Consider the following 25,848-nt stretch of genomic DNA (forward strand, 5'->3'; position numbering starts at 1 on the left):
GGAATGCAATATGTCCTTTAATCAAGTTCAATTTAACCGCTTTCACTCTATTGATTCATTACGCTGTATTTCAATTTTCTTAGTCTTACTGCATCACTTCAATATTCCTTATAAGCTCTTTGACACCTCGATCAATTTTCAGGTTTTGGGTGAAAACATCACCACGCTTTTAGCCCGAAATGGTAACTATGGTGTCACCATGTTCTTTGTGATCTCTGGTTATCTCATCACATCACACACCATCAAACGCTGGGGTGCATTACACCAGATCAATACTCGGGACTTTTATATCTCACGATTTGCGCGCATCATGCCCACCTTGATCTTGCTGATCTGTTTGGTTAATTTTTTAGCTGCTTTTGATCTAAAACCCTTTATGACACAAGCCCCTAATGGCATTGTGGTGGCTCAGTCAACCGTCAATCTTGCAGCACTGACCTTTTGGATGAACATCCTAATTATCAAGAATGGTTGGGTCAACTATGCGCTTGGCGTGTTATGGTCTTTATCTGTGGAAGAGGTTTTCTATCTACTTTTCCCTCTCACAGCACTGCTATTTAAGAAAAAGTCCTACTTTCTATTTGTCTGTTTCGCGCTGATTGTATTTGCACCTTATTTTAGATATTTACATTATGGTGAGGAAAGTGGCGCCTACTTATATCATTACTTTTCTAGTTTTGATGGCATTGCCTTTGGCTGTATTGCAGCACTCATTGCACCGCTATTTAAGTTGCAAACCAAAATCTGGTTAGGTCTGAAATACCTTGCGATTGCGACCATGTTTATCATTTATTTTTCTGCACCGATCAAAGAAAACTGTGTCTGGGGAGTCAGCCTATTTGCGCTTGCAACAGCCATCGTTATTGTTGCAAATGTAGCAAATGAACAGGCAGGTATGCTGCAGCAACGCTTTCAATTGCTACAAAACATCGGTAAGAACAGTTATGAAATTTATTTATTCCATCTCATTATTTTAGGTTTTTTTAAACTGTTTTATACGCCAGCAATCACCGAGGGAAATATTAAACTGGTCTTATTATTGATCTATTTCATCCTTGCGCTTGGAGTGGGTGCTTTCATTGCACGCTACTTCTCCAATCCGTTAAATCGAGTCATACGACAACGTTTAATCAAGAAATAAAAAATGGGCATCACGCCCATTTTTTATTGAATCAAACTTGCTTAAAGGCCCGTTAATAGTACCTTAGCTGCTTCATTCATTAAGATTTCAGCCACATATAGAGCCAAAAATGCCAAAATTGGAGAGAGATCAATCATCCCCATATTGGGTAATAAACGACGGAAAGGAGCAAGTAAAGGCTCAGCAAGTTCCTGAATCACTTCGATATAAGGTGAGCGCGACTGTGTAAACATCACCACCCAACTTAAAATGATCGTTGCAAAAATCAAATAACGACAGAAACGAATCAAGTCTTGAATCATGGTCACAAATGTCGTGATCACCAGATACACGGCACTATGCGGCATCTGTCCAGACAAATACATCAAGCCGAACATTTTCAGTAAATACAGCACCACTAACAAAGCAACAGCCGCTAAATTGACACGCCCCTTGCCCACAGTCGGGAAAATGCGACTAAATAAATCGACAATCTTAGTGGCTTTCACTGTTGAAAGGACCACGGGATTGTATGGACTCACTGCCGCCAATTGCATTAGAAAACGGAAAAAGACCAATAAAATTGCAACATTGATCAAAACACCAAAAATTAGCGCAGAACTTGCACCCATAATTGTCTTATCCTACTTAAACCGATTTAGTCTTGTCACTCAACTCTTGCGCAAGCTCTTGGCTACGCTTCTGAGCTGCTGCAAGCGCTGCTTGAATATTTTGTGAAATCTGCGCACGATCAAACACTTCTAAAGCTGCTTGGGTGGTGCCATTTGGAGATGTCACATTTTTACGTAATTCTGCTGGAGAGTTTGAGCTGGTAATCGCCATTTGCGCAGCACCTAACGCTGTCTGCAAAGTCAATGCCGTCGCGACTTTCTCATCCAAGCCCAAGTTTTTACCTGCACGAATCATACTCTCCATCAAATAAAAAAAGTATGCAGGGCCAGAACCAGAGACTGCAGTTACTGCATCAATTTGGGCTTCACTCTCTACCCAAATGGTTAACCCTGTTGCCGCTAAAATTTGACTGGTTAACTCACGATCTTGAGCATTAACTGCTTCTGATGCATAAATCCCATGTGCACCAGTTTGAACCAATGCCGGTGTATTTGGCATTACACGCACAACACGTTGACTACCCCCAGTTAAATCTGAAATTGTTTGAATTTCAGCACCCGCAATAATTGAGATCACGAGTTTATCTGACAATAAGCCTTTTAATGGTTGTAATACCGTTGCCAACACCTGTGGTTTTACTGCCAACACCACCACATCTGCATGTTGAACTGCTTCAACATTATCGGTTGTGGTTTGAATTCCTTTTTCTTCTAATATGTGACGAATTTGCTCTACAGGATCAGAAACGGTAATGCGGGTTGTCGGTAAACCGCGAGAAAGCAGCCCACCAATCAAGGCTTGCGCCATGTTACCACCGCCAATAAAACAAATATTTTTATTCAATGCTGTCGCCATGTCCTACTCATCATATGATAAAGACGGATGAAAAAAGTCATCACTGTCAGAAATTAAACTTGGTTGCCAACCACTCTGCTCGATATAGTCAGATTGCGCCAACCAAAAACCCTTTGGGCTAAAAACCCCAAGCATAACATTATCTACGACTAATATTTGAATTGTATGACGTAACCAAGGCAAAATCTGTAACTCTTGAATGGCTTTTTTCAGAGGCCAATGTCCAATACGCCCATAAAGATGAATTTTTTCACCGCCCTGCCGTTTGAGCAACGTTAACTCTCGTCCTAAAAGCTGTGAGGAAAGACCAAGCACTTGTGATTCGATTTTAAATTGTCCAGCCGCAACGTTGATGATTTCGCCCATCTCAAACTGTTTTGACAACGTATGCGGAAAGGAAACTAGTTTTTCTGCATACAACTCATCATACGTTAAACGATATAACTTCTTCTGATAGCGAACGAAATAATGTTGATTGATATGTAATGTTGCCTGAGCATCTGGTTTTGCGAGAATCACTTCATTTTGAAGACGCAGCACCATATCGTAGCTCGGTCGATATTGCTCCGAACCCTTCATCCAAGCAGATAATAATTGACGTTGCCGCGCACTAGAAAGTTGCTCCAACTCGATCAAATCCAGTTCACGATCGACTGCACATTGTTGCCAATCTTTTTGCAACACATCATCCAATATTTCTGTGGCATCTCGCATTAAATAACTGGTCCGTGCGATAGCAGACTGCATTTTAGGAAAGCGTTTTTGTAAGACCCCCCATAACTCTTCTCGGCACCATGCTCGATCATAATACGTATCGTGATTGGTTGGGTCGGTCACATAATTAAACCCAATTTGCTGCGACCATTGTTCAATTTGCTCACGACTTAAATCTAAAAATGGTCGCCAAATGGTCATGTCTTGACGAATATCAAGTTGCTGCATTGCTGCCAAACCTTGAACGCCAGCTCCAGAAAACAATCTTAATAGAAGCGTTTCAGCTTGATCCTGCTGATGATGTGCTAAAACTAGAATTTCATTGGATTGTAAATGTTGTTGATAAGCTTGATAACGCGCTTGACGCGCCTGCTGCTCTAAATTACCTGTTTCCACAGAGACTTTTTGCAAGATACAAGGAATATTGAGGAGTTCAGATTGCTGTTGAACCAACATCCCCCATTCATCACTCATCACTTGAAGTTGATGGTCTACATAAATCGCGCGTATTTGAGTCGGGAAAAGTTCAGACATTAGAAACAGCAACAGCATGGAATCCATGCCGCCGCTACACCCAATCAAGAATTGGGTTTGTTCAGAAAAATGCTGTGTTTGTGCTAAGACGCGATGCCTAAATTGCTGCTGCCAAACTTCATTAAACGTTGATAACGTGCGTCGCATCGTTCTTGTGCATCCATCGGTTGCAATTCATCTAAAGCTTGTTTTAACACATCTTTTAAATCATGCATGACTTTTTCAGGTTGCAAATGCGCACCGTCACCTTCATCCACAACATATTCAACAATGCCTAAAGCTTGAAGTTTGTCTGCAGTTAAAGAAAGAGCCTCACTCGCTTGCGCTGCTTTATCTGCGGTCTTCCACAGAATAGAAGCACAACCTTCAGGTGAAATCACGGAATAAATACTATGTGACAGCATAATCACACGATCGGCCACACCAATTCCAAGTGCGCCCCCTGAACCACCTTCACCAAGTATTGTTGCAATAACAGGAACTTTTAAGCTTGAAAGTTGTGCCAAACTGGTTGCAATCGCTTCTGCTTGACCACGTTCTTCTGCCCCAACACCTGGGTATGCTCCCATCGTATCAACAAAGGTAAACACAGGTAAATTAAAACGTTCCGCCATATCAAGCAAACGTTGTGATTTACGATACCCTTCTGGATTACACATCCCAAAGTTATGCTGCAACTTTTCACGTGTGCTGCGACCACGATGTTGACCAACCACCATTACCGGTTGTCCGTCAAAACGTGCCAAACCGCCAATCATAGCGCCGTCATCACCAAATAAACGGTCGCCATGAAGTGCATCAAATTCAGTAAAAATTTCACTGACATAATCTAGAAATTGCGGACGCTCAGGGTGTCGTGCAATTTGAACCGTAGCCCAAGCCTTGGACTGAGTTGCTTTATTTTTCATAAGTCAAGAATGGTCCATAATAATATGGTTAATCAACAAATTTGTCTGACTGAATATTTAACTCAATGTCCCAATGCTTAAATTGCACCTGCTCATCATGCAGGTCAGCAACCAATAAAGGCCATTGTTTAGCATCGCCAGAAACGCTGAGTTGCCATTGTTGATCATTTACAACACTCAATTCAATGGCAGGAAGCATCTGATCACTACGACTATGGTTTAGCAAAACTGCGAGACGAAGCAATAAACAAAGATAAAGTAAATGGCTACCACCAACCTTTAAAACGTCATTTTTTGCATCTGCACGCAACTTACGACGGTGATGCGAAACCAAATGCGAGAGATGATTTTGATCAATTTGCGAGAAACCTGGAATGTCTGAATGTTGCAGTAAATACGCCCCATGACGGTGATAACCACCATGACTAATCGCCAATCCAATTTCATGCAAATATGCCGCACGACGCAGTAAGTCACTGTCTTCAGTCGTTAAATTTAAAGCGTCAGCAACACCATCAAACAATTCTTGTGCCGTATTTACCACACGTTCGGCTTGTTTTGGATCTGCGTTATAACGTCCCATTAATGCCTGTACACTGCGATCACGAATATCTTCATGTTTGAAACGACCGAGCAAGTCATACATCACGCCTTCACGTAATGCACCGTCAGAATATGCCAATTTGTCGATATCTAAAACTTCAAAAATCGCATATAAAATCGCAAGACCCGCTGGCAAAACTGCTCGACGGTCTTCACGTAGACCTTCAAAATCGATTTCAGTGACATGTTTAAATTTCAGTAATCGATCTTTTAATTTATATAAACCGTCACGAGTCAGATTTTCTTGTTCGTCACTTAAACCGAGATTAACCGCGATCTGACGACAAGCTTTGATGGTTCCACTTGATCCGACAACGGTATCCCAACCCACAGATTTATAAGTATTGGCAATAGCAGACATTTCTTTACGTGCAGCAACCACGGCTTTATCAAATGCTTTGCTGGTAATTTCACCATCAGGGAAATAGGTTTTGCTGTAGGCTACACAGCCCATTTGTAAGGATTCAGTATGTAGCGGTTCAAATTCTTCACCAATGATGAATTCAGTTGAGCCACCACCAATATCAACCACTAAGCGTCGACCGCCATTGGCCATAGTATGTGAAACACCTAAATAAATCAGACGTGCTTCTTCACGACCCGCAATGATTTCAATCGGTTTTGGTAAAATTTCTGCGGCTTTTTGAATAAATTCATGGCCATTTTTAGCTTGTCTTAACGCATTGGTCGCAACAATTCTCAACCTATTTGCCTGTACAGAGCTTAAACGTCCAACAAAACGGGCTAAACAAGCCAATCCACGTTGTTGTGCAGCTTCAGTTAAATTTTTATTTTCATCAAGCCCAGCAGCTAACTGTACTTTTTCTGACATTGAAGCAACTTTCTTAACTTCACCGTGATCAACACGAGCGATTGCCAGATGGAAACTATTCGATCCCATATCAATCGCAGCAAGTAATTCTTCATCAATCAGAAAATCAGACATTATTCATATAAACCCATGCTCAATTCACGCATTAGAGTAATTCACATGCTTACAATTTTAAAGTCATTTTAAGCAATAAAAGTACTGTATTTACGCTTTTACTTGATAAATGATTGTAGAAGTCGATGATCAACATCGTGAGCATCCATTAGACTTTTCGTTTTCAAACTTGAATAATCAGAACAAACCCTTACATTGAATAAAGTAGCAATGTAATATTCATCGTGATGATGATCAAATTCGCACTTTATTTCTTAAATTTGGAGCAACCTCATGTCTGCGACTATTGTTAATACAACTGATACAAACTTCCAAGCAGATGTTTTAGATGCTGAAACTCCTGTACTTGTTGACTTCTGGGCTGGCTGGTGTGCACCTTGTAAAGCGATTGCACCTGTTCTAGAAGACTTATCAAATGAATATGCAGGCAAAGTAAAAATCGTTAAAGTTGATGTGACTGCATGTGAAGATATTGCTGTAAAATATAACATTCGTAATATCCCAGCATTATTAATGTTTAAAAATGGCGAAGTTGTTGCTCAACAAGTAGGTGCAGCACCTCGTTCAAAACTTGCAGCATTCATTGATCAAAACATCTAATACAATTGTTAAATGGTCAATCTGAGAAATACGCGATTCAATGAATCGCGTATTTCTCGCTGAAAATTGACAAATTCCTTGATTTCCACTATATTTCTCAATCAAGAAGCTTTGAATGGAATCTACTTCATTGCGCTTCTTACCAAGACACAAAACATAAGATCGCCGCTCGGCAATAAACAATTGTTTTCACATTTCTCTCTGAAACAATGAACCAGACTACTGAATCGTGGTTGTGTAAATACAATTACATCAGCATGTATGTATGCGGTCGATTTTTATTCTTTCCCTAACGTAGTCCTCCACTTATTCCATTCTGTCTGACCACTTATGAACTTAACTGAACTCAAGAAAAAACCCATTGGCGAACTCATTAAAATTGCGGAGTTTATGGGCCTTGAAGGCATGGCACGTAACCGTAAACAAGATATTATTTTTGCCATCTTAAAACGCCACGCCATGAATGGCGAAGAGATTTTTGGTGACGGTGTTCTCGAAATTCTTTCTGATGGTTTTGGCTTCCTACGCTCTGCTGCTGGTTCTTATCTCGCAGGGCCAGATGATATTTATGTGAGCCCATCACAAATTCGCCGCTTTAATTTACGTACGGGTGATACCATCACTGGCACAATTCGTCCACCAAAAGAAGGTGAGCGTTATTTTGCGTTGTTGAAAGTAAACCAAATTAACTACGATACACCTGAAAATTCACGTAATAAAATTTTATTCGAAAACCTTACGCCATTATTCCCTACCGAGCAATTGGTGATGGAACTGGGTAATGGTACCACTGAAGATTTAACTTCTCGTGTCGTCGATCTTGTCGCGCCTATTGGTAAAGGTCAACGTTCTATTATTGTAGCACCGCCCAAAGCGGGTAAAACAATGTTATTGCAAACCATCGCGCAGTCGATTGTGCGTAATAACCCAGAAGTCTTCTTAATCGTACTTTTAATTGACGAACGTCCTGAAGAAGTCACCGAAATGGAACGTACGGTTCGTGGTGAAGTGATTGCATCTACATTTGATGAAGCTCCTGCTCGCCATGTCCAAGTTGCAGAGATGGTGATTGAAAAAGCTAAACGTCTAGTTGAACACAAGAAAGATGTTGTGATTCTACTTGACTCAATTACCCGTCTTGCACGTGCTTACAACACTGTTATTCCATCATCAGGCAAAGTCTTAACGGGTGGTGTAGATGCTCACGCCCTAGAACGCCCTAAACGTTTCTTCGGTGCAGCGCGTAATATCGAAGAAGGTGGTTCTTTGACCATCATTTCTACTGCTTTAATCGAAACAGGCAGTAAGATGGATGATGTGATTTACGAAGAGTTTAAAGGTACAGGTAACCAAGAGATTACCCTTGATCGTCGCATCGCTGAGAAACGTGTGTTCCCTGCAATGAACATCAAGAAATCAGGCACTCGTCGTGAAGAGCGTTTAATGGATGAAGATAACTTACGTAAGGTTTGGATTTTACGTAAACTGTTACACCCAATGGATGAGCTTGCAGCGATGGAATTTTTATTGGATCGCATGAAAGAAACCAAAACCAATGATGATTTCTTCGATCAAATGAAGCGTAAAGCATCCACCTAAATCCTAGAAGCAAATAAAAAAAGCCACCTCAATGGTGGCTTTTTTTATTTGGTTGACAGACTTACAGAATTTTTACACATTAATTAAAAATTTATCCAAAATTTTATTTAATTGATTTATATAGAGATACTAAAATAAAATTCGTTATTTTTCCCAATCTGCCGATTTAAAACCAATATTTCATAGTTATTTCCTATCAAAAAATAGCCAAATTCTGCCCATTTTTGTCGTTTTGTTGGACAGAACAGTAGTAATTCATGAATTGCTTTGATAGGATAGCATCAGACCAGTTAGACTGCTCCCTGCGTTGTTACCTAAAGCGTTTAGGAATAATAAAAGCACAAACAGACTAACTTAAGGTTTTTTTTAATCTCACAATTTTATGAGAGTGATGCCATGTTATTCAAAAAATTCGCTGTTGTTGCTGCTATTGCTACTACTTTAGCTTTCGTTGGTTGCTCTAAGAAAGAAGCACCTGCTACTGATGCTAACGCTGCTGCTTCTGAAGCTGTAGCTGCTGCTTCTGAAGCGACTACTGCTGCTTCTGAAGCGACTACTGCTGCTTCTGAAGCGACTACTGCTGCTGCTTCTGACGTTGCTGCTGCTGCTTCTGACGTTGCTGCTTCTGCTGCACACTAATCTAGTTTTAGATTAAAAAAGAGAACCTTACGGTTCTCTTTTTTTATGTCTAAATTTTATTAAAGTAAAATAAAAAGTATAAAAAAGCAGATCAATCGATCTGCTCATTCCCAACACGCTGTCTAAATTTCTGTCCAGCTCGGAATGTTACCACGCGACGAGCAGAAATCGGAATTTCTTCGCCCGTCTTTGGATTACGTCCTGGACGTTCACGCTTGTCACGTAACTCGAAATTACCGAAGCCAGAAAGTTTGACTTGTTCACCCGCAATTAATGCCTGGCTAATTTCGTCAAAAAATAACTCGACCATTTGTTTTGCTTCGCGGCGATTTAAGCTAGTAAGCTCACTTAAATGGTCCGCCATATCTGCTTTAGTTAATGCTGTCATGAGGCCCTCAATGTCGCTTGGTAAGTGTCTTCCAACACTTGAATAATGTTATCCATACCAGATTTAATTTCAGCATCTTCAAGCGTACGAGTTGGATGTTGCCATAGCACTGCAAAAGCTAAAGAGCGTTTGCCTTGTTCAACCCCTTGCCCCGTATACACATCGAACAACCATGTCGAGTCGAGTAACTCTCCACCAGTTTGCTCAATTAACCGCTGAATATCTCTTACCTCAATATTATCAGAGATTAAAAGCGCAATATCACGTCTAACCGATGGAAAACGTGATAATTCTGTAAAATTAGATACATAAGATTGCAAAACTGCCTGTTGATCCAGCTCTGCGACCCAAGTTGTATCTAAATCAAGCTCATTCTGCAAAGATGGATGCAAGCGTCCCAAATAACCAATCGATTGTCCATTGACTAAAATCTCTGCAGATTGGCCTGGATGTAGCCATGCACGTTCTGTACGAGCAAATTCAACACTGATACGTCCAGCTGCTAAAATTTCTTCAATCTCACCTTTGAAATCAAAGAAATCCATTGCTTGTGGTTTTGCATGCCACGACTCTGGTGTACGTGAACCCACCGCAATCAATGCCAAAGTTGGAATTTGTTTGAGATCATGAATGCTTTGTGCATTCTGATAATCAAAACGTAGACCCAACTCAAAGAAACGAACGCGATGTTGTTGGCGATTTAAGTTGTACTGTACACATGGAATCAAACTCGACAACAAGGTACTACGCATTGCAGCCAAGTCACTTGAAATTGGGTTCGCTAACATCAACGGCTGTACATTTGGATTCAACTGCTTCTCAAGTTTTGCGTCAGCAAAACTAAAGCTGATCGCTTCTTGATAGCCTAATGTTGCAACGGTTTGACGTAATTGTGAAATTTCAAAACGATCTTGATATTTCTCTAATTTTGCATCAATTTTTGGCAAACTGATTTGAATATTGTCATAACCATCAATACGAGCAACTTCTTCAATTAAGTCTTGATAAATTGCCATATCATAACGATGCGAAGGCGGAACAACACGCCACTCGCCTTGCGCTTTGGTTTCAACAACACAGCCCAAACGCGTCAAAGCATCGGCAATAAAATCACCTGCAACTTGATAACCGAGTAATTGGTCAACTTGTGCTTGCTTTAATTCAATCGCTTCACGTTTTGGCAATAAAGCCACTTGCTCAGCAACGGTTATAGGACCAAATTCACCACCAGCAAAGGCTTGAATCAACTCAGAAGCACGATGCATTGCAATCATTGGCAATTCAAAATCTACGCCACGTTCATAACGTTGAGATGAATCTGTATGTAAACCAAAACGACGCGCACGGCCAGCAATGGCTAAAGGCGCAAAGAAAGCACTTTCAAGGAAAATGTCTTGAGTATCATCCGTAACCGATGAGTCCAAGCCACCCATAATACCTGCAATAGCGAGAACTTTCTGATCATCTGCAATGACCATCATGTCATCTTGCAGCTCAACTTCTTGATCATTTAATAAAGTCAGTTTTTCTTGCGCTTTGGCTTGACGAACTTGAATTGAACCTTCGATTTTTGCCAAGTCAAAGGCATGCATTGGTTGACCCAACTCAAGCAACACATAGTTGGTAATATCGACCAAAATACTATGCGTGCGGATACCTGAACGCGCTAGCGCTTGTTCCATCCACTCAGGAGTTGCCGCTTTGACATTCACATATTTGATGATACGACCTAAATAACGTGGCGTACCTTCAGTACTAATCGTTACTGATTTCTCATCCGTAATTGTTGCAGGTACAGACTGAATCTTAGGCTCATTCATCTTCAACTGATTGATCACTGCGATTTCACGTGCAATTCCACGGATACTGAAACAGTCACCACGGTTTGGCGTAATACTGATATCAATCACATTGTCATCAAGTTTTAAATAATCACGGATATTCACCCCCACTGGTGCATCAGCAGGTAATTCCAACAAACCATCGATTTTGTCTTCTAAATCAATTTCAGAAGCACCGCACAGCATCCCTTGTGATTCCACACCACGTAGTTTACCTTTTTTAATTTTGAAATCGCCTGGAAGTACTGCACCAATGGTTGCAACGGGTGCTTTCATGCCAACACGAACATTTGGCGCGCCACATACAATTTGTAATGGCTCACCAGAACCAATATTAATCGTCGTTACACGCAAACGATCCGCATCTGGATGTTGTTCAACAGTGAGTACTTCACCCACGACAACGCCTGTAAATGGTTTTGCTACAGGTGCTAATTCATCAACTTCCAGGCCCAACATAGTCAATTGATCAGAAAGTGCTTCACTATCAATTGCTGGGTTCACCCACGTGCGTAACCAATTTTCACTAATTTTCATTTGTATAAACCTTATTTAATCCTGAAAAAATGTTTAGGCAAACTGGCGTAAAAAACGCACATCATTTTGGTAGAACATACGTAAATCATTGATGCCATAACGCAACATTGCAAAACGCTCTACCCCTAAACCAAAAGCAAAGCCTTTGTATTTATCAGGATCAATCCCTGCGGCACGCAGTACATTTGGATGTACCATGCCACAACCTAAAACTTCTAACCAACGACCACGCTCATCCATAATATCTACTTCAGCGCTCGGCTCAGTAAATGGGAAATAAGAGGGACGGAAACGTACTTTCAAATCTTTTTCAAAGAATTCGTTTAACAGGTTAATCAATAAACCTTTTAACTCAGCAAAGCTGGTGTTTTCCGCAACGTACAAACCTTCAATCTGATGGAACATTGGCGAATGCGTTTGATCCGAGTCACAACGATATACACGACCTGGACACACGATGCGAATTGGTGGCTGACTAGTTTCCATGGTACGAATTTGTACACCCGAAGTATGGGTACGAAGCAAATGCGTTGCATCAAAATAGAAAGTGTCATGCATGGCACGAGCTGGGTGATGCCCTGGAATGTTTAAGGCTTCAAAGTTGTGATAATCATCTTCAACCTCAGGTCCATACGCAATCTGGAAACCCGCTTTGGTAAAGAACTGGCAAATACGCTCTTGTACCTGAGTCACAGGATGAATACTTCCCATGCGCTGACCGCGGCCAGGTAAAGTAATATCGATCGTTTCACTTGCTAATTTCTTTGCAAGTTCAGCTTGTTGTAATGTCTGTTGACGCTCAGTCAAAGCGGTATTGATTGCTTCACGAACAGCATGGATCGCAGCACCTTGTACTTTCCGCTCTTCAGGATCCATTTTTCCAAGTGCTTTCGACTGCTCTGCAAGCTGGCTTTTTTTCCCTGTAAATTGCACACGAACTTGATCGAGTGCAGCAAGGTCTTGAGCCGCTGCAATGGCAGCAAGCGCTTCAGTGGTCAGGGCTTCCAGTGACATAGTAACTCTCAAAGCAACAAAATATAGAAATATAATAAAACGCTATAGTTTATCAGCTTTTTACCTATTTTATGAAGATAAACCACGGTTTAAATAAGTGACTTTTTCAGTGTCAATGTAAAGATAAAACAACAGGATGATGGAATAGATAACTTAATTTTTTGAAAAAAATGATCAATAATTAAATAAAATAGATAAGATAACCATATCGTCAATGAGAAAGAATAACGATGGCGCTTGATCAGATTTGGAAACAACAGCTTACACTTGTCACCTATGGCAATGAATTCCTTGCAGGAGGACTTCATTTTAGCCGCTGGGTAGAACACCCAATTTTCAATCAGAAAAGCCTAATTTTTAGAGATTTACTTTCTCAACACCTCTTGGCCCAACATTTTCAAGTTTGGCTTGAAGGCCTAAAAAAACAAGGGGTTAACAAACTCAGCTTACATTTATCAAGCTTACTCAGTGATGAACAAAATCCCAATGCCAATGTTGAGCTATTGCCCTTCACTCATTTCATTGTGAGCCACCAAGCCAACAAGAAAACAGCTTGGATCTGTGGGCATGAACTGCCAGAATGGTACAACAGCGATAAAGAATTTGAAGCCCCAGTTTCCCAGCAAAGTAGTTTGCGAGAAGAAACATTTTGGCGTTATGAGTTGAATGATAAATTTTCCAAAAAAATTAATACGGATTTACAAAAACTAAATTGGAATGATGTTGCGTCCTTCTTGGAACGTGAACTGTTCGACAGCAAATATGCAGAGTATTTTTCAGAACCAGAACAACAAGACTTGCCATTTTATGGGTACAACATTGATCCAACTGTACTATCAGAACAACAACTTGCATTGATTCCAACAGATTATCCAGCAGATTGCGCTCACAGCTTATTGCATCGCACTCAGGCATTAACGGATTACTTAGAACAACAAAGGCTACACCCTTACAATGCTTCAGGCGAACTGATTAGCCCCGAAGAGCAAATTAATTTACGTAATTTTTCGCAAAAAACCGATGATTTATTTGCCAAGCTGATTGTGAAAACGGCAAATCATTATCAAACCGCTCAACTCACTGCCGCTGAACCTGAAATCATTGATCGAACAATGGAGGTGCCACAGCATCAGCTGGATAAAACCCAACATCATAAAGTTGGCGCCTCAGGCGTGATTAAACTGATTATCCTGACCGTGATTATTTGTCTCGTTGCTTACTATTTTGGCCTATAACAATACCAGTCATAAAAAAACCTAGATTTCAAAATCTAGGTTTTTATTTTTCACTACTTAAAAAGTAGGTCTGATTTTTAAAATAACCTTATGTCCACCATCATGCTGATTAATGACATGATGGACATTTTCAATTAAGCCCTCAACTTCAGCATCTGGTCCGTAAAAAATTCGAATGGTCTCACCCTTTCTCGGTAAAATACTGAGTTCTATTTCAATCGCGCCTTGTTCCAGACCTTCTACATTCACCAACATATTTTTTACCTTCCTCTTGTTTCCTTTACTGTAAAAAGATTCAAGTCAAAATGTCTAATCAAACATGTTCAGATTATGTAATCTTTAAATAAATCATAGCCTTGATTTACTCATCGTAGTTCAAATCATCTTCATCGACATTAATAAAATCAGGTAAAGGGGTTTGCTCAAATTGTACGGCCAAAATATCAGTCTGCTTGAGTAAACGAGCCTTGGCTACACGGTGCATTCCATCCATCACTCGACCTTCAGCGCACAGGATAATCGGATAACTCAGATCAGCATCTTGCACCAATTGAAAGTGTTCAATGATTTGCTGCGTGGTCGGATACTGATCTGGAAACCAATAGGCTTCATTGAGTTCTTGAATATCAACAAGTTGTACTTTCTTGATCACAAGAGTTTTGGTTAGCTCAACCAGATGATGTACATCCCAAATATAAGTATCTTGACCCACTTGCCTAAAGTGATATTGCCTACGCACGTTTTAATCCATCGTTAATTTCAGATATGATAATAAGCTTAGCTTCTCACCAATAACAGCATACATAAAACAATGACCGATAATTACTGGAAGTTTATCTTAGGCTTACAACATAATGCCCAACAATTTTTTAAAGACCTAACTTCTCATCATACTGTTCGTCACCATTGGAGCATTCGTAATCACGATATTTTTATGGTTCGAAATTTAGAAGATTCCTCTCTCGTTTATGACTCAATTGATGCCTTAATATTTGATCTATTTCATCAAGGTGCCTACGATTGTTCGCTTTATCCTTTTGATCTACTTTTTCCTAAATTTGAAAAAATTCAATCTAATTTTTTACTTGAAATAAATAATTATCCAGTATTAATCTTCAAGCTAAGGCACACTAATATCGCATTAATAAAAATAGAAAGAGAGGTTGTAAAAGAGATTCAACCTATAGGTGATCCTAGAGAGTTTTGGGGAACTCTATCTACACAAGACGTGTCTAACTATATGTTGTTTACTCTTATTCCTCTAAATTTGGAGCAAAACAAAAAAATTAGAATATTTGATAGCTGTCTGAATTGGGAAAACTTCTATAAACAAACCCAAGAGATTATTCGTTCTACACCTTATCAATTTTATGGAACCTATGATATTTCATTCATAAACAACTTACATCTTTACCCTCACGAAGAAGAAGGATGTACTTTTCCATTGCTAGAGAATCCCTCTTCACAAAATAATCTTGCATTCACCCTGTTTCAACAATTCGAAACTTTACAAATTAATCTTCGAGGCTTTAAACATCCACGTAATGAAATGGCTGAATATCAAAACTTTGATCTGGAAGAAATCAATAAACTTAATCTCTATGAGGAATCAATTAATCAACAATTTGTCCAACTCATTTGCCATACTGCTAATAGTTATCAAACATCTTATATCTCGGTAAAAACTCAAAATGAGTTAGAAAAAGAAATAATATTATGTAAAAAACAATCTGGTTTGCAAGATTCATCAGTTATTGAAAATACCACTTCGCCAGAACCTGAAACTATTTCTGGTTGGCGAGCACTAACCACACTATTCATCGTCTTAGCAATACTCTTAATAATATTATATGGCCTATTTTTATTAGTTCAGAAATATGAATTTGCTCAGTTTTTATTACTTATTACCACAATCTTGTCTGTACTTATAGTTATAGGACGGAAATAAAAAAGACCGCTAAAAAGCGGTCTTCTTTGAATCTCTAAGCTTATGCAGCTAATGCACCTTTAGCTTTTTCAGCTAAAGCAGCAAATGCAACTGCATCATGCATAGCGATGTCAGCTAATACGCGACGGTCGATGATCACTTGAGCTTTTTTCAAGCCATCGATCATACGGCTGTAAGACAAACCGTTAAGACGAGCACCAGCATTGATACGCGCAATCCATAAAGCACGGAATTGACGTTTCTTCTGACGGCGGTCACGGTAAGCGTATTGACCAGCTTTGATTACCGCTTGGAACGCTACGCGATAAACGCGTGAACGAGCACCATAGTAACCTTTAGCGCGAGCAAGAATTTTTTTGTGACGACGATGAGCCACTACACCACGTTTTACACGAGCCATTTATAATCTCCTTAGATGTATGGGCACATACGACGAACTGATGCAACGTCACTTACGTGAACCATTACACAGCCGCGCAATTGACGGATACGCTTAGCAGATTTTTTGGTCAAAATGTGGCGTTTGAACGCTTGTTTACGCTTAAAGCCGTTTGCAGTCGCTTTGAAGCGTTTAGCTGCACCACGGCGAGTTTTCATCTTAGGCATAACAACCTCTTTTGAACACCTGTTCGGAACGTTTGCACCATTGCAAAAACGACCTGCAGGTAAGGGAGCAAGTATTCTAAAGCATAGCAAGCTAAAACAAAAGTAAAATGCTCATTTTTTGATAGTAAATCGTCTATTTTTTATAAACGTTATTTTCTATAACCAATTCTCAAATTACGAGAAACATCCACAAAATTAACACCTATAATAAATACAAGCTCTTAAATTCAAACAAATATGACTATACAGAATGATGCTTTCGCTGCATTGCGGTATCGGGATTTCTCTATTGTGACCATTAATCAATTCTGCTTAACACTGGCAATTTTGATTCAGGAAATTATCGTCGCCTATTCACTCTATCAAATCACCCGCGACCCTCTGACCTTAGGTTTCATTGGTCTGGCAGAAGCGATTCCATTTATCACGCTTTCGTTATGGGGTGGCTATTTCGCGGATAAACTGAATAAACAGACCATCATGAAAATCTGCTTATTCTTTTCGATTCCTTTACCGTTAATTCTATGGGCACTGTTTCATTTACATGGTTTAGAAAAAATTGGAATTAGCACCCTTTCTTGGGGCATCTATGCCGTCATTTTTGCTTTAGGTACCATCCGAGGCTTCTATAATCCATCTGCGACCTCACTCAAACCCTTTCTGATCCCACGTGAACTCTATGCCAATGGTGCAACATGGACCACAATTGGTTGGCAAAGTGGTGTGATCATTGGCCCAATGCTCGGTGGTTTTATGTTGGCTTTTCTGGGGCGTGAAACCAGCTTATTTGCTGTTACTACTTTATTGGCCACCTGCTTTATCCTAATTACACGTTTGCAGAAACGTACTTTCCCGAAAATGGAAACGGAGAATGTATTACAAAGCCTGACTGACGGTTTCCGCTTTATCTGGAAAACTAAAATCGTTTTATGGGCAATTTCACTCGATCTGGTCTCTGTACTCTTTGGAGGTGTGATTGCATTATTGCCAATTTTTGCCGAAGAAATTTTAAAAGTCGGTCCTGAAGGTCTTGGTTATTTGCGTGCTGCGCCATCCATTGGTGCTCTCATGACCATGATTGCGCTGACCAAATTCCCACCTATGCAACATGCTTGGCGGAATATGTTATTGGCCGTTGCTGGCTTTGGTCTCTTCACTATCCTCTTTGCTTTTTCAAACCATATGTGGCTGTCTCTATTCGCACTCGCGATGACAGGTGCCTGCGATAGTATTTCCGTGGTCGTTCGCCAAACTGTATTACAAATCTTCCCGCCAGAAAATATGCGAGGCCGTGTTGCAGCGGTCAACGGTATGTTCGTTTCGTCGAGTAATGAACTTGGTGCTTTTGAGTCAGGTCTGGCTGCCAAATATTTAGGTACAATCACTGCAACTATTCTTGGCGGTTGTATGACACTTGCTGTAGTGAGTTATTGCTGGTTTAAAACCAGTGATTTATTCAAAGTTGATATTACCAAGGGTTCGGATCACTAAATAAAAGGGAAAGAAAAGCATCTTTCCCTTTCTCATTAAAAGAGACCAAGATATAAAGCGTACAGCGTTAAATAGCGACCAGCTTTGGCGATGGTAACAATCAATAAGAATCGCCAAAAGTTCTCCTTCATTAACCCTGCAATTAATGTGATCGGATCACCAATCACGGGGGTCCAACTGAGTAACAGCGAATAAAAACCATATTTATGATAAATCTGTTGTGCCTGTTCTAAACGCTGAGCTGAAACAGGAAACCACTTTTTATCTTTAAAGTGTTCAATTTTTAGTCCTAGCCACCAATTCACGCAGGAGCCCAATACATTACCAATGGTCGCAACGATGATCAGATAAAAAGGATTGGAAAGCCCTTGTATCAACAGCGTTATTAATACCGCTTCAGACTGTAACGGTAATAAGGTCGCAGCACCAAAGGCTGAGAGAAATAATAAAAAATAGGACATTAACTCAAGGATTCACTCAAAACGGGACAACACATCGACCTGAACAGACAATATCGTGTGAACCTTATGGATTCAAGGCCAATTTTGCCCAAACCGCTTTAAGCTTTTGTTGCGCAATATCAATCCGAAAAACGCTTTTAATGGTTTGTTCAAAATCATCAAAAGTGGATAACTCTTTCTTGTCAGAGTTTCCTTTGCCATGTGTTCTTAAAACACGATCTTTTAAGGTAATTCGCATTTCTGCATTGGCAGTAGATAACATTAAATACTGGGTAAATAATGATTTGGGCGATGTTGAAATATACCAATTGGCAATCAAGGCATCAGCCGTTGCAATCTGCTGTTCAGGATTAATTGCATAGATATTTACCCATTCATCATGAATACAAGCTTGCAGCATATATTTCATTTCTGTCAGCGCCGCACTATCTAAATCACACTGTGCCACATCAACAAATCTAAAATCTTCCAATGGCGTCGGCTGCGTCTCACCAATATTATTCAGAGACACAATCGTAGTTGGAGTCATGCCTCCAAAGCCAGGATCGTATAAAAATAATTGCTGCTCAATACGGACCAAGGTCACCAAGTGCGTACGAACCGGAGATGTTGTCGGTGTGCTTTGATAGTACACCCGACCAAGTACGTTATACGCCTCATACCCCAGTTCCGTTAGGACAATTCTGGTGAGGGTACTGTGTTCTAAACAGTAAGCTTCACGATTTTCAATCAATAATTTTTGGACAAGTTGATCTGGCTCTAATGAAACCTCATCCCCTAAAAAAGAGGAAAAATTACCAAAAGGAATAGCTTGCACATGAAGGCTTAATAAGCTTTTTAGATTAGCCAAGGTTGGAGAGAAATCACCTTCAAAACCAAGCCTGGATAAATAGCGTGTAGAAATTTTGGATTGCATGATGCTTTATCTTTGATGAACTGAAATCATCCTATCTTGATCGCACCAAGACAAGATGAAAAATTACACAATTATAAAATAGTCATGCTTACACGGCTAAAAGAATGGTTTTGGCACAGATTATTTCTTCGTTTTCGCAACCTTGGATCGGACAGAAAAATACATAACTGAAAAAACGAATGGAAAAAGAAATAAGAGCCAAAATGTAAGATCAGATCTAATAATTTTTTGGTACAGGGTAAGTTGCATTTCCCCCGCAGAAACCGCAGCCCAGTCAATAGATACAGTATGATCAAGATAGCTACATAACACCAATGATAAACTTAAAAAGCCAGCAAAAAACCAGCTACTACAATATGATTTTTTGGTCTCTAGCTGTAGCCAAGCAAAGAGTGTAGAAAATAAGAGCCCTAAAACAGTAATAAAAATAAATACCAAAACCGCTAAATGGCTCTCTGAATAAAGCATTTGCAGCTGAGCACAAAGGCTTGCTGTAAGCAACAACAAACCCATCGCAATTGCCCAATGCTTAAAATAGCTGTCCCTTCCAATGCCCTGATTCATCCAACTTTAATCGACAAGGCCTTTTGTATCGCAGGACGAGCGGTTAAGCGTTCGATGTAATCTTTCACATACGGATAGTCTTCCAGCTGAATGCCCTGCCATTCATAACGTAATGCCCAAGGTAAGATCGCCATATCCGCAATTGAATATTCACCTGCCACAAACTTTTGACCAATCAACTGTTTGTTCAAAACACCATACAAGCGCTTGGTTTCATTCACATAACGATCAATCGCATAGGGAATACGTTCAGCGGCAAACTTATTAAAATGGTGATTTTGTCCAAGCATTGGACCAAAACCACCCATTTGCCACATCAACCATTGTTCAACCTCAACTCGTTCTTGCTCATCGCCTGGATAGAACAAACCTGTTTTTCGGCCTAAGTATTGTAAGATCGCCCCTGACTCAAACACTGAAATCGGTTCACCACGTGGACCATTTTGATCAACAATCGCTGGAATTTTATTATTTGGAGAGATTTTTAAAAAATCGGGTTGGAACTGATCATTTTCCAAAATATTGATGGGGAAAATCTGATACTCAAGCCCCATTTCTTCTAAGGCGATTGTTATTTTATGGCCATTGGGTGTACCCCAATAATATAAGTCAATCATTTATATTGTCCTATTCATCGTTATCTTGACTGTTGTTGCGTTATAGCACATTTCCTACTTATTGATCAGTAGACAAGCACGAAAAGAAACAATAAAGCAGTGTTTTCAAAGACAATGTTCAAAGATTTAAGCTTGATTATCCAAGAATTCTTTGGCTTTCTCTCCAACAAATTTACGCCCTGCATTACTGCCATTGATCCACTCTTCCACAGAGAACAAATCAAACATACCCACCTTAAATAAGGTTGGCACAGCGAGGATCAATTCCTCTTCAACCGCCCCCCGAACGCCTGCATTATATAAATTAATATTGTGCAGCATGGTCGCGACAGTCCCCGTTTGTACACGGCTGCCATCTTTCAGTTTGACTTGTGGAAGCACTTCACCTTCTTGTACAACTTTTTGATTAATTTCAGAGAGTTCTTGAGTACCTATAACTGTAGACATGTATTTTTCCTATTTTGAAATAGTGTAATTATCTATCCACCCTATCACATCTGGTTTTCACCTGTTGTAATGATGCTTAGAAATTTTTAACCCAGTTAACGCTGATTTGATTATAAGTATTTAGACATAAAAAAAGCACCGCTGAGTGCGGTGCTTTTTCATAAGAAAAATTACTTTTTCTTTTTCGGACCAATTAACATGCCCATTTGACGACCTTCCATCTTAGGCGCTTGTTCAATCACGCCAAATTCAGCAACGTCTGCTTCAATTTTTTGCAATTGAGCCAAACCAAGCTGTTGATGCGCCATCTCACGACCACGGAATCGTAAAGTGATTTTTACCTTATTTCCTTCTTCAAGGAAACGTAAAATTGCACGCAATTTAATTTGGTAATCACCTACATCCGTTGCAGGACGTAATTTGATTTCTTTCACTTGCACTTGATGCTGTTTTTTCTTCGCATCTTTTTGCTTTTGCTTTAAGTCAAATAAGTGCTTGTTGTAGTCCATGATTTTACAAACAGGTGGTTCTGCATTCGCAACGATCTCAACCAAGTCAAGATGAGCTTCTTCAGCAGCACGCAACGCTTCAGTTAATGAAACGACACCTTTTTGTTCTCCATCTGCAGCGACGAGGCGTACTTCTTTTGCACGGATCTCTTCGTTAATTGCAGGACGGTTACTTTTAGCACCTTGTTGTTGGTTACGGTCAGGCTGTTTAATCTTTATTACTCCACGATATACCGGCCACGTTCGGCAACGGCAGATTTCACTAAGTCAATAAATGCATCTACTGACATAGTACCTAAATTTTTTCCTGAGCGAGTACGCACATTGACTGTACCTTCTTCAACTTCTCGATCACCGAGAACAAGAAGGTAAGGAATACGCTCTAGGGTACGCTCACGAATCTTAAATCCGATCTTTTCATTTCTCAAGTCAGAAATAGCACGAAGACCATTTTCTTTGAGTTTTGCGACCACTTGCTCACTTGCTTCCGCTTGTGAATCAGTAATATTCATGACACAAGCTTGGATTGGTGTAAGCCATGGTGGCATGAAGCCCGCATAATGTTCAATTAGTATACCAATAAAACGCTCGAAACTGCCAAGAATTGCACGATGAAGCATGACCGGTTGATCACGATCATTATCTTCAGTGACATAAGATGCATCTAAACGGATTGGTAAGTTGAAGTCACACTGGATTGTACCGCATTGCCATACACGGCCTAAGCAGTCTTTCAATGAAAATTCAATTTTCGGACCATAGAATGCGCCTTCACCTGGTTGCAAGTCCCAAGCTAAGCCAGCATCATCTAAAGCATCCGCCAAAGACTTTTCAGCCAAGTCCCAAAGTGCATCGTCACCAACACGTTTTTCTGGACGTGTCGACAATTTCATTTGAACTTCTTCAAAGCCAAAATCTTTATACACATCTAAAGTCAGTTTAATAAAGTCGGCAACTTCTTTACCAATCTGTTCTTTAGTACAGAAAATATGTGCATCATCTTGGGTAAAACCACGAACACGCATAATCCCGTGTAAAGAACCCGATGGTTCATTACGATGACAAGAACCAAACTCAGCCAGGCGAATTGGTAAATCACGGTAAGATTTTAAACCTTGGTTAAAAACCTGTACGTGACATGGGCAGTTCATTGGTTTGACTGCATAGTTACGACTTTCAGAATGGGTCGTAAACATGTTTTCAGCATAGTTTGCCGCATGCCCTGACTTTTCCCAAAGCGTAAAGTCTACGATTTGCGGTGTTTTGATTTCTTGGTAACCATTGTCTTGCTGAACTTTACGCATGTATTGTTCAAGCACTTGGTAAATGGTCCAGCCGTTCGGATGCCAGAACACCATGCCCGGTGCTTCTTCTTGCATATGGAACAAGTCTAATGCTTTACCAATTTTACGATGGTCACGCTTTTCAGCTTCTTCGATACGTTTGATATAAGCAGCTAACTGTTTTTTATCAGCCCAAGCTGTACCATAAATACGTTGTAGCTGTTCATTCTTCGCATCACCACGCCAGTAAGCACCAGAGATTTTAGTGAGTTTGAATGATTTTAAGAATTTAGTGTTGGGTACGTGTGGACCACGACACATATCCAAATAGTCTTGATGGTAGTACAAGCCCATTTGAGTTTCATTCGGCATGTCTGCAATCAAGCGTAACTTGTATTCTTCACCGCGTGCTGTAAATTCAGCGATCACATCTTCACGTGGTGTCATCTTTTTAATAACGTCATAGTCTTGGTCGATGAGCTTTTTCATGCGCTCTTCAACCGCAGCCATATCATCCAAAGTAAATGGACGTGGCATCCAGATGTCGTAGTAGAAACCTTCTTCGATCACAGGACCGATCACCATTTTCGCTTCTGGGAACAATTGCTTAACCGCATGTCCTACCAAGTGCGCACATGAGTGACGAATGATTTCTAAACCTTCTTCATCTTTAGGGGTAATAATCTGAACTGTTGCATCTTCTGTGATTAAATCACAAGCATCCACCAAGCGATCATTGATACGGCCAGCAACAGTATTTTTTGCAAGACCTGGACCAATGCTCTGAGCAAGTTCCATCACAGAAATCGGATGATCAAACTGTCTCTGATCACCATTTGGTAAAGTAATGATTGGCATAATAAAATCCTTAAGGAGTGATGCCCTCTACGAAGGAGCATATCACCGCGAGATTATGTATTGAGGCAAGCCTCAAAAAATAAAAAACGGCGGATAAAAAAGTATCGAAGATTTTACACGGGTTTAGCTGTGGATGAAACCTCTGAACCAGAAAAACCTAAGATCAGTTGGGATTCATCTCCGACTAAAGCCTAAATGATTTAGACTCAATGTCGGATTAGCTTAGTAATCAATGAAAATAACAGGAATGGAGCAAGACACATGGTAAGTGCATATGATGAGTTACCCAAAAATCCAGCAAATTTTGTTGCCTTATCGCCTTTGCGTTACTTAGAACGGGCTGCTTATATTTATCCCCATCAAGCCGCAATTATTCATGGTGAACGTCAAATCACATGGCAACAAACCTATCAGCGCTGCCGTCAGTTCGCTCATCAATTAACAAATTTGGGTATCAAAAAAAATGATACCGTTTCAGTACTGCTACCCAACATCCCAGCCATGATTGAAGCGCATTTTGCAGTCCCGATGGCCGGTGCAGTACTGAATACATTGAATACTCGTCTCGATGCCAAAACCATTGCTTTTATGCTAGAACATGCAGAAGCCAAGGTCCTGTTAGTCGATCCTGAGTTTCGACAAGTTGCAGAGGAAGCACTTAAGCTTGTTCCACAAGACATTATTGTGATTGACGTCTTTGATGCTGAGTTCGATGGTGAACAAATTGCGATAGGGCAATATGAATATGAAGGATGGATCGCCCAAGGCAATTCTGACTTTGAATGGCTACTTCCTCAAGATGAATGGGATGCGATTAGTCTCAGTTATACTTCTGGCACCACAGGTAACCCTAAAGGTGTGGTTTATCATCACCGTGGTGCCTACTTGAATGCAGCCAGCAATATTTTGGCTTGCGGTATGAAACCCCGCGCTGTATACCTTTGGACACTTCCTCTATTTCATTGCAATGGCTGGTGCTTTGCTTGGTCAATTGCAGCCAGTGGTGGCACCAACATTTGTTTGCGTCGTGTCGATCCTGTACTGATTTTCAAATATATCGCAGCATATAAAGTTGATTATTTCTGTGGTGCACCTATTGTGCTCTCCATGCTGATCAATACTCCAACAGAGCAAAAAAACCGATATGAGCATCATGTCGAAGTCATGGTCGCTGGTGCTGCACCACCTGTGGCGATCATTGAGGGCATGCGCAATATCGGGATTAACGTCAACCATGTTTATGGTTTGACTGAAACCTACGGTCCTTCTGCCTTATGTGCTTCACAGGCTGGCTGGAATGATTTATCCATTCAGGAGCAAGCGCAACTACACTCTCGCCAAGGCGTACCTTACCCCTTGCAAGATAGCATGCGTGTGCTTGACCCAGACACCATGCAACCTGTGCCCAATGATGGACAAACCATGGGTGAAATCATGTTCCGTGGCAATATCGTGATGAAAGGTTATTTAAAAAATGCCCAAGCCACAGAAGACGCATTCAAAGGTGGCTGGTTTCATACTGGTGATTTAGCAGTGAGTCATCCTGATGGCTATGCCAAGATTACCGATCGCTCGAAAGATATTATTATTTCAGGTGGAGAAAATATTTCCTCGCTCGAAGTTGAAGATGTGCTTTATCGCCACCCTGCTGTACTTACTGCCGCAGTGGTAGCCAAACCTGATCAACGCTGGCAAGAAGTGCCATGTGCTTTTATAGAACTCAAACAAGGTGCATCCGCATCGGCTGAGGAGATCATTGCCCATTGTCAAAAGGAACTCGCACGCTTTAAAGTTCCCAAAGATGTGGTGATTACTGAGATTCCAAAAACCTCGACAGGAAAATTACAGAAATTTATTTTAAGGGAATGGGCAAAACAACGGGCAATCGATAGTTCAGTAAACTCATAATCAAAAAAAGAAGTTTCCTTGGAAACTTCTTTTACTTTCAATTGATCCCAATTTATATTTATCGTCATATAAAA

General features: G+C 40.4%; 27 protein-coding genes. 8 read left to right on the top strand and 19 right to left on the bottom strand.

Features of this window, described 5'->3' with window-relative positions:
- The first annotated feature begins 10 nt into the window (after positions 1-10).
- The gene (locus tag F909_RS16210; protein WP_005146502.1) at positions 11-1,141 is read left to right on the top strand and encodes an acyltransferase family protein; all 1,131 of its coding nucleotides are present in this window, start codon (positions 11-13) and stop codon (positions 1,139-1,141) included.
- Between the two features lie 41 nt (positions 1,142-1,182).
- Here the strand turns inward: F909_RS16210 and F909_RS16205 are convergent, their stop codons facing one another.
- From F909_RS16205 to ppx, 5 genes are read right to left on the bottom strand one after another with little or no spacing between them, the layout of a single operon-like run.
- Positions 1,183-1,752 (bottom strand): YggT family protein, encoded by a 570-nt coding sequence (locus tag F909_RS16205; protein WP_005146504.1) that lies wholly within the window; start codon positions 1,750-1,752, stop codon positions 1,183-1,185.
- A gap of 16 nt (positions 1,753-1,768) precedes the next feature.
- Positions 1,769-2,608, bottom strand: coding sequence for a pyrroline-5-carboxylate reductase (gene proC / locus F909_RS16200; RefSeq protein ID WP_005146506.1), 840 nt, complete (start codon positions 2,606-2,608; stop codon positions 1,769-1,771).
- Positions 2,609-2,611: 3 nt separating this feature from the next.
- Entirely contained in the window at positions 2,612-4,003 is a 1,392-nt protein-coding gene (gene tilS, locus F909_RS16195) for a tRNA lysidine(34) synthetase TilS (RefSeq protein ID WP_081401898.1), read from the bottom strand.
- Positions 3,940-4,764, bottom strand: a complete 825-nt coding sequence (locus tag F909_RS16190; RefSeq protein WP_005146510.1) for an acetyl-CoA carboxylase carboxyltransferase subunit alpha — start codon at positions 4,762-4,764, stop codon at positions 3,940-3,942. Before F909_RS16190 ends, tilS begins: the two co-directional genes overlap by 64 nt.
- A 28-nt stretch (positions 4,765-4,792) precedes the next feature.
- Positions 4,793-6,313 carry an exopolyphosphatase gene (ppx, locus tag F909_RS16185; protein ID WP_005146515.1) on the bottom strand — a complete coding sequence of 507 codons (1,521 nt, stop codon included), beginning with the start codon at positions 6,311-6,313 and terminating at the stop codon, positions 4,793-4,795.
- Positions 6,314-6,586: 273 nt separating this feature from the next.
- Between ppx and trxA the strand changes: the two genes are divergently transcribed.
- The 3 genes from trxA (at position 6,587) to F909_RS16170 (ending at position 9,151) form a co-directional block, all read left to right on the top strand.
- Positions 6,587-6,913, top strand: coding sequence for a thioredoxin (gene trxA, locus F909_RS16180; protein WP_005146523.1), 327 nt, complete (start codon positions 6,587-6,589; stop codon positions 6,911-6,913).
- A gap of 330 nt (positions 6,914-7,243) precedes the next feature.
- Positions 7,244-8,512 (top strand): transcription termination factor Rho, encoded by a 1,269-nt coding sequence (gene rho / locus F909_RS16175; protein ID WP_005146524.1) that lies wholly within the window; start codon positions 7,244-7,246, stop codon positions 8,510-8,512.
- A gap of 396 nt (positions 8,513-8,908) precedes the next feature.
- A complete protein-coding gene (locus F909_RS16170; RefSeq protein ID WP_005146526.1) occupies positions 8,909-9,151 on the top strand; it encodes a hypothetical protein in 243 nt (80 codons plus the stop codon).
- 91 nt (positions 9,152-9,242) lie between these two features.
- Here F909_RS16170 and F909_RS16165 read toward each other — a convergent pair whose 3' ends face one another.
- Genes F909_RS16165 through pheS form a run of 3 tightly spaced genes read right to left on the bottom strand, consistent with a single transcriptional unit; the run spans position 9,243 to position 12,931 of the window.
- A complete protein-coding gene (locus F909_RS16165; RefSeq protein WP_000126166.1) occupies positions 9,243-9,539 on the bottom strand; it encodes an integration host factor subunit alpha in 297 nt (98 codons plus the stop codon).
- Complete coding sequence (pheT, locus tag F909_RS16160) at positions 9,536-11,917, bottom strand: phenylalanine--tRNA ligase subunit beta (protein ID WP_005146535.1); 2,382 nt, start codon at positions 11,915-11,917, stop codon at positions 9,536-9,538. The genes F909_RS16165 and pheT overlap by 4 nt, the downstream gene beginning before the upstream one ends.
- Before the next feature lie 33 nt (positions 11,918-11,950).
- Positions 11,951-12,931, bottom strand: a complete 981-nt coding sequence (gene pheS, locus F909_RS16155) for a phenylalanine--tRNA ligase subunit alpha (protein ID WP_005146537.1) — start codon at positions 12,929-12,931, stop codon at positions 11,951-11,953.
- A gap of 230 nt (positions 12,932-13,161) precedes the next feature.
- On the opposite strand from pheS, the gene F909_RS16150 reads away from it, so the two are divergent.
- Positions 13,162-14,166 carry a hypothetical protein gene (locus F909_RS16150; RefSeq protein ID WP_005146539.1) on the top strand — a complete coding sequence of 335 codons (1,005 nt, stop codon included), beginning with the start codon at positions 13,162-13,164 and terminating at the stop codon, positions 14,164-14,166.
- A gap of 57 nt (positions 14,167-14,223) precedes the next feature.
- Here F909_RS16150 and F909_RS16145 read toward each other — a convergent pair whose 3' ends face one another.
- Entirely contained in the window at positions 14,224-14,421 is a 198-nt protein-coding gene (locus F909_RS16145; RefSeq protein WP_005146541.1) for a hypothetical protein, read from the bottom strand.
- Positions 14,422-14,527: 106 nt separating this feature from the next.
- Entirely contained in the window at positions 14,528-14,905 is a 378-nt protein-coding gene (locus tag F909_RS16140; protein WP_005146544.1) for a hypothetical protein, read from the bottom strand.
- Between the two features lie 72 nt (positions 14,906-14,977).
- On the opposite strand from F909_RS16140, the gene F909_RS16135 reads away from it, so the two are divergent.
- Positions 14,978-16,114: a hypothetical protein gene (locus F909_RS16135; RefSeq protein ID WP_005146546.1), complete on the top strand. Its 1,137-nt coding sequence runs from the start codon at positions 14,978-14,980 to the stop codon at positions 16,112-16,114.
- 40 nt (positions 16,115-16,154) lie between these two features.
- Here the strand turns inward: F909_RS16135 and rplT are convergent, their stop codons facing one another.
- Positions 16,155-16,514, bottom strand: coding sequence for a 50S ribosomal protein L20 (gene rplT, locus F909_RS16130; protein WP_004664213.1), 360 nt, complete (start codon positions 16,512-16,514; stop codon positions 16,155-16,157).
- Positions 16,515-16,525: 11 nt separating this feature from the next.
- Complete coding sequence (gene rpmI / locus F909_RS16125; RefSeq protein WP_004278281.1) at positions 16,526-16,720, bottom strand: 50S ribosomal protein L35; 195 nt, start codon at positions 16,718-16,720, stop codon at positions 16,526-16,528.
- Between the two features lie 237 nt (positions 16,721-16,957).
- On the opposite strand from rpmI, the gene F909_RS16120 reads away from it, so the two are divergent.
- On the top strand, positions 16,958-18,211 hold the full coding sequence (locus tag F909_RS16120) for an MFS transporter (protein ID WP_005146550.1): 1,254 nt from the start codon (positions 16,958-16,960) through the stop codon (positions 18,209-18,211).
- A 35-nt stretch (positions 18,212-18,246) separates the two neighbouring features.
- On the opposite strand, the gene F909_RS16115 is transcribed toward F909_RS16120, so the two are convergent.
- From F909_RS16115 to thrS, 7 genes are all read right to left on the bottom strand, one after another.
- Positions 18,247-18,672 (bottom strand): YqaA family protein, encoded by a 426-nt coding sequence (locus F909_RS16115; RefSeq protein WP_005146555.1) that lies wholly within the window; start codon positions 18,670-18,672, stop codon positions 18,247-18,249.
- A 64-nt stretch (positions 18,673-18,736) separates the two neighbouring features.
- Positions 18,737-19,588, bottom strand: coding sequence for an arylamine N-acetyltransferase family protein (locus tag F909_RS16110; RefSeq protein ID WP_005146558.1), 852 nt, complete (start codon positions 19,586-19,588; stop codon positions 18,737-18,739).
- Positions 19,589-19,708: 120 nt separating this feature from the next.
- Positions 19,709-20,152 (bottom strand): hypothetical protein, encoded by a 444-nt coding sequence (locus F909_RS16105; protein ID WP_005146560.1) that lies wholly within the window; start codon positions 20,150-20,152, stop codon positions 19,709-19,711.
- Positions 20,149-20,769, bottom strand: coding sequence for a glutathione S-transferase N-terminal domain-containing protein (locus tag F909_RS16100; protein ID WP_005146562.1), 621 nt, complete (start codon positions 20,767-20,769; stop codon positions 20,149-20,151). The genes F909_RS16105 and F909_RS16100 overlap by 4 nt, the downstream gene beginning before the upstream one ends.
- Before the next feature lie 126 nt (positions 20,770-20,895).
- Entirely contained in the window at positions 20,896-21,216 is a 321-nt protein-coding gene (locus F909_RS16095) for a DUF7709 family protein (protein WP_005146564.1), read from the bottom strand.
- Between the two features lie 170 nt (positions 21,217-21,386).
- Positions 21,387-21,938 carry a translation initiation factor IF-3 gene (gene infC / locus F909_RS16090; protein WP_081401483.1) on the bottom strand — a complete coding sequence of 184 codons (552 nt, stop codon included), beginning with the start codon at positions 21,936-21,938 and terminating at the stop codon, positions 21,387-21,389.
- A 5-nt stretch (positions 21,939-21,943) separates the two neighbouring features.
- A complete protein-coding gene (gene thrS, locus F909_RS16085; RefSeq protein ID WP_005146567.1) occupies positions 21,944-23,866 on the bottom strand; it encodes a threonine--tRNA ligase in 1,923 nt (640 codons plus the stop codon).
- Positions 23,867-24,127: 261 nt separating this feature from the next.
- Here thrS and F909_RS16080 point away from each other — a divergent pair, with 261 nt between their 5' ends.
- On the top strand, positions 24,128-25,774 hold the full coding sequence (locus tag F909_RS16080) for an acyl-CoA synthetase (RefSeq protein ID WP_005146569.1): 1,647 nt from the start codon (positions 24,128-24,130) through the stop codon (positions 25,772-25,774).
- Positions 25,775-25,848 lie beyond the last annotated feature (74 nt).

The organism is Acinetobacter sp. ANC 3929 (assembly GCF_000369405.1).
In the GTDB taxonomy this organism is placed as follows: Bacteria; Pseudomonadota; Gammaproteobacteria; order Pseudomonadales; family Moraxellaceae; genus Acinetobacter.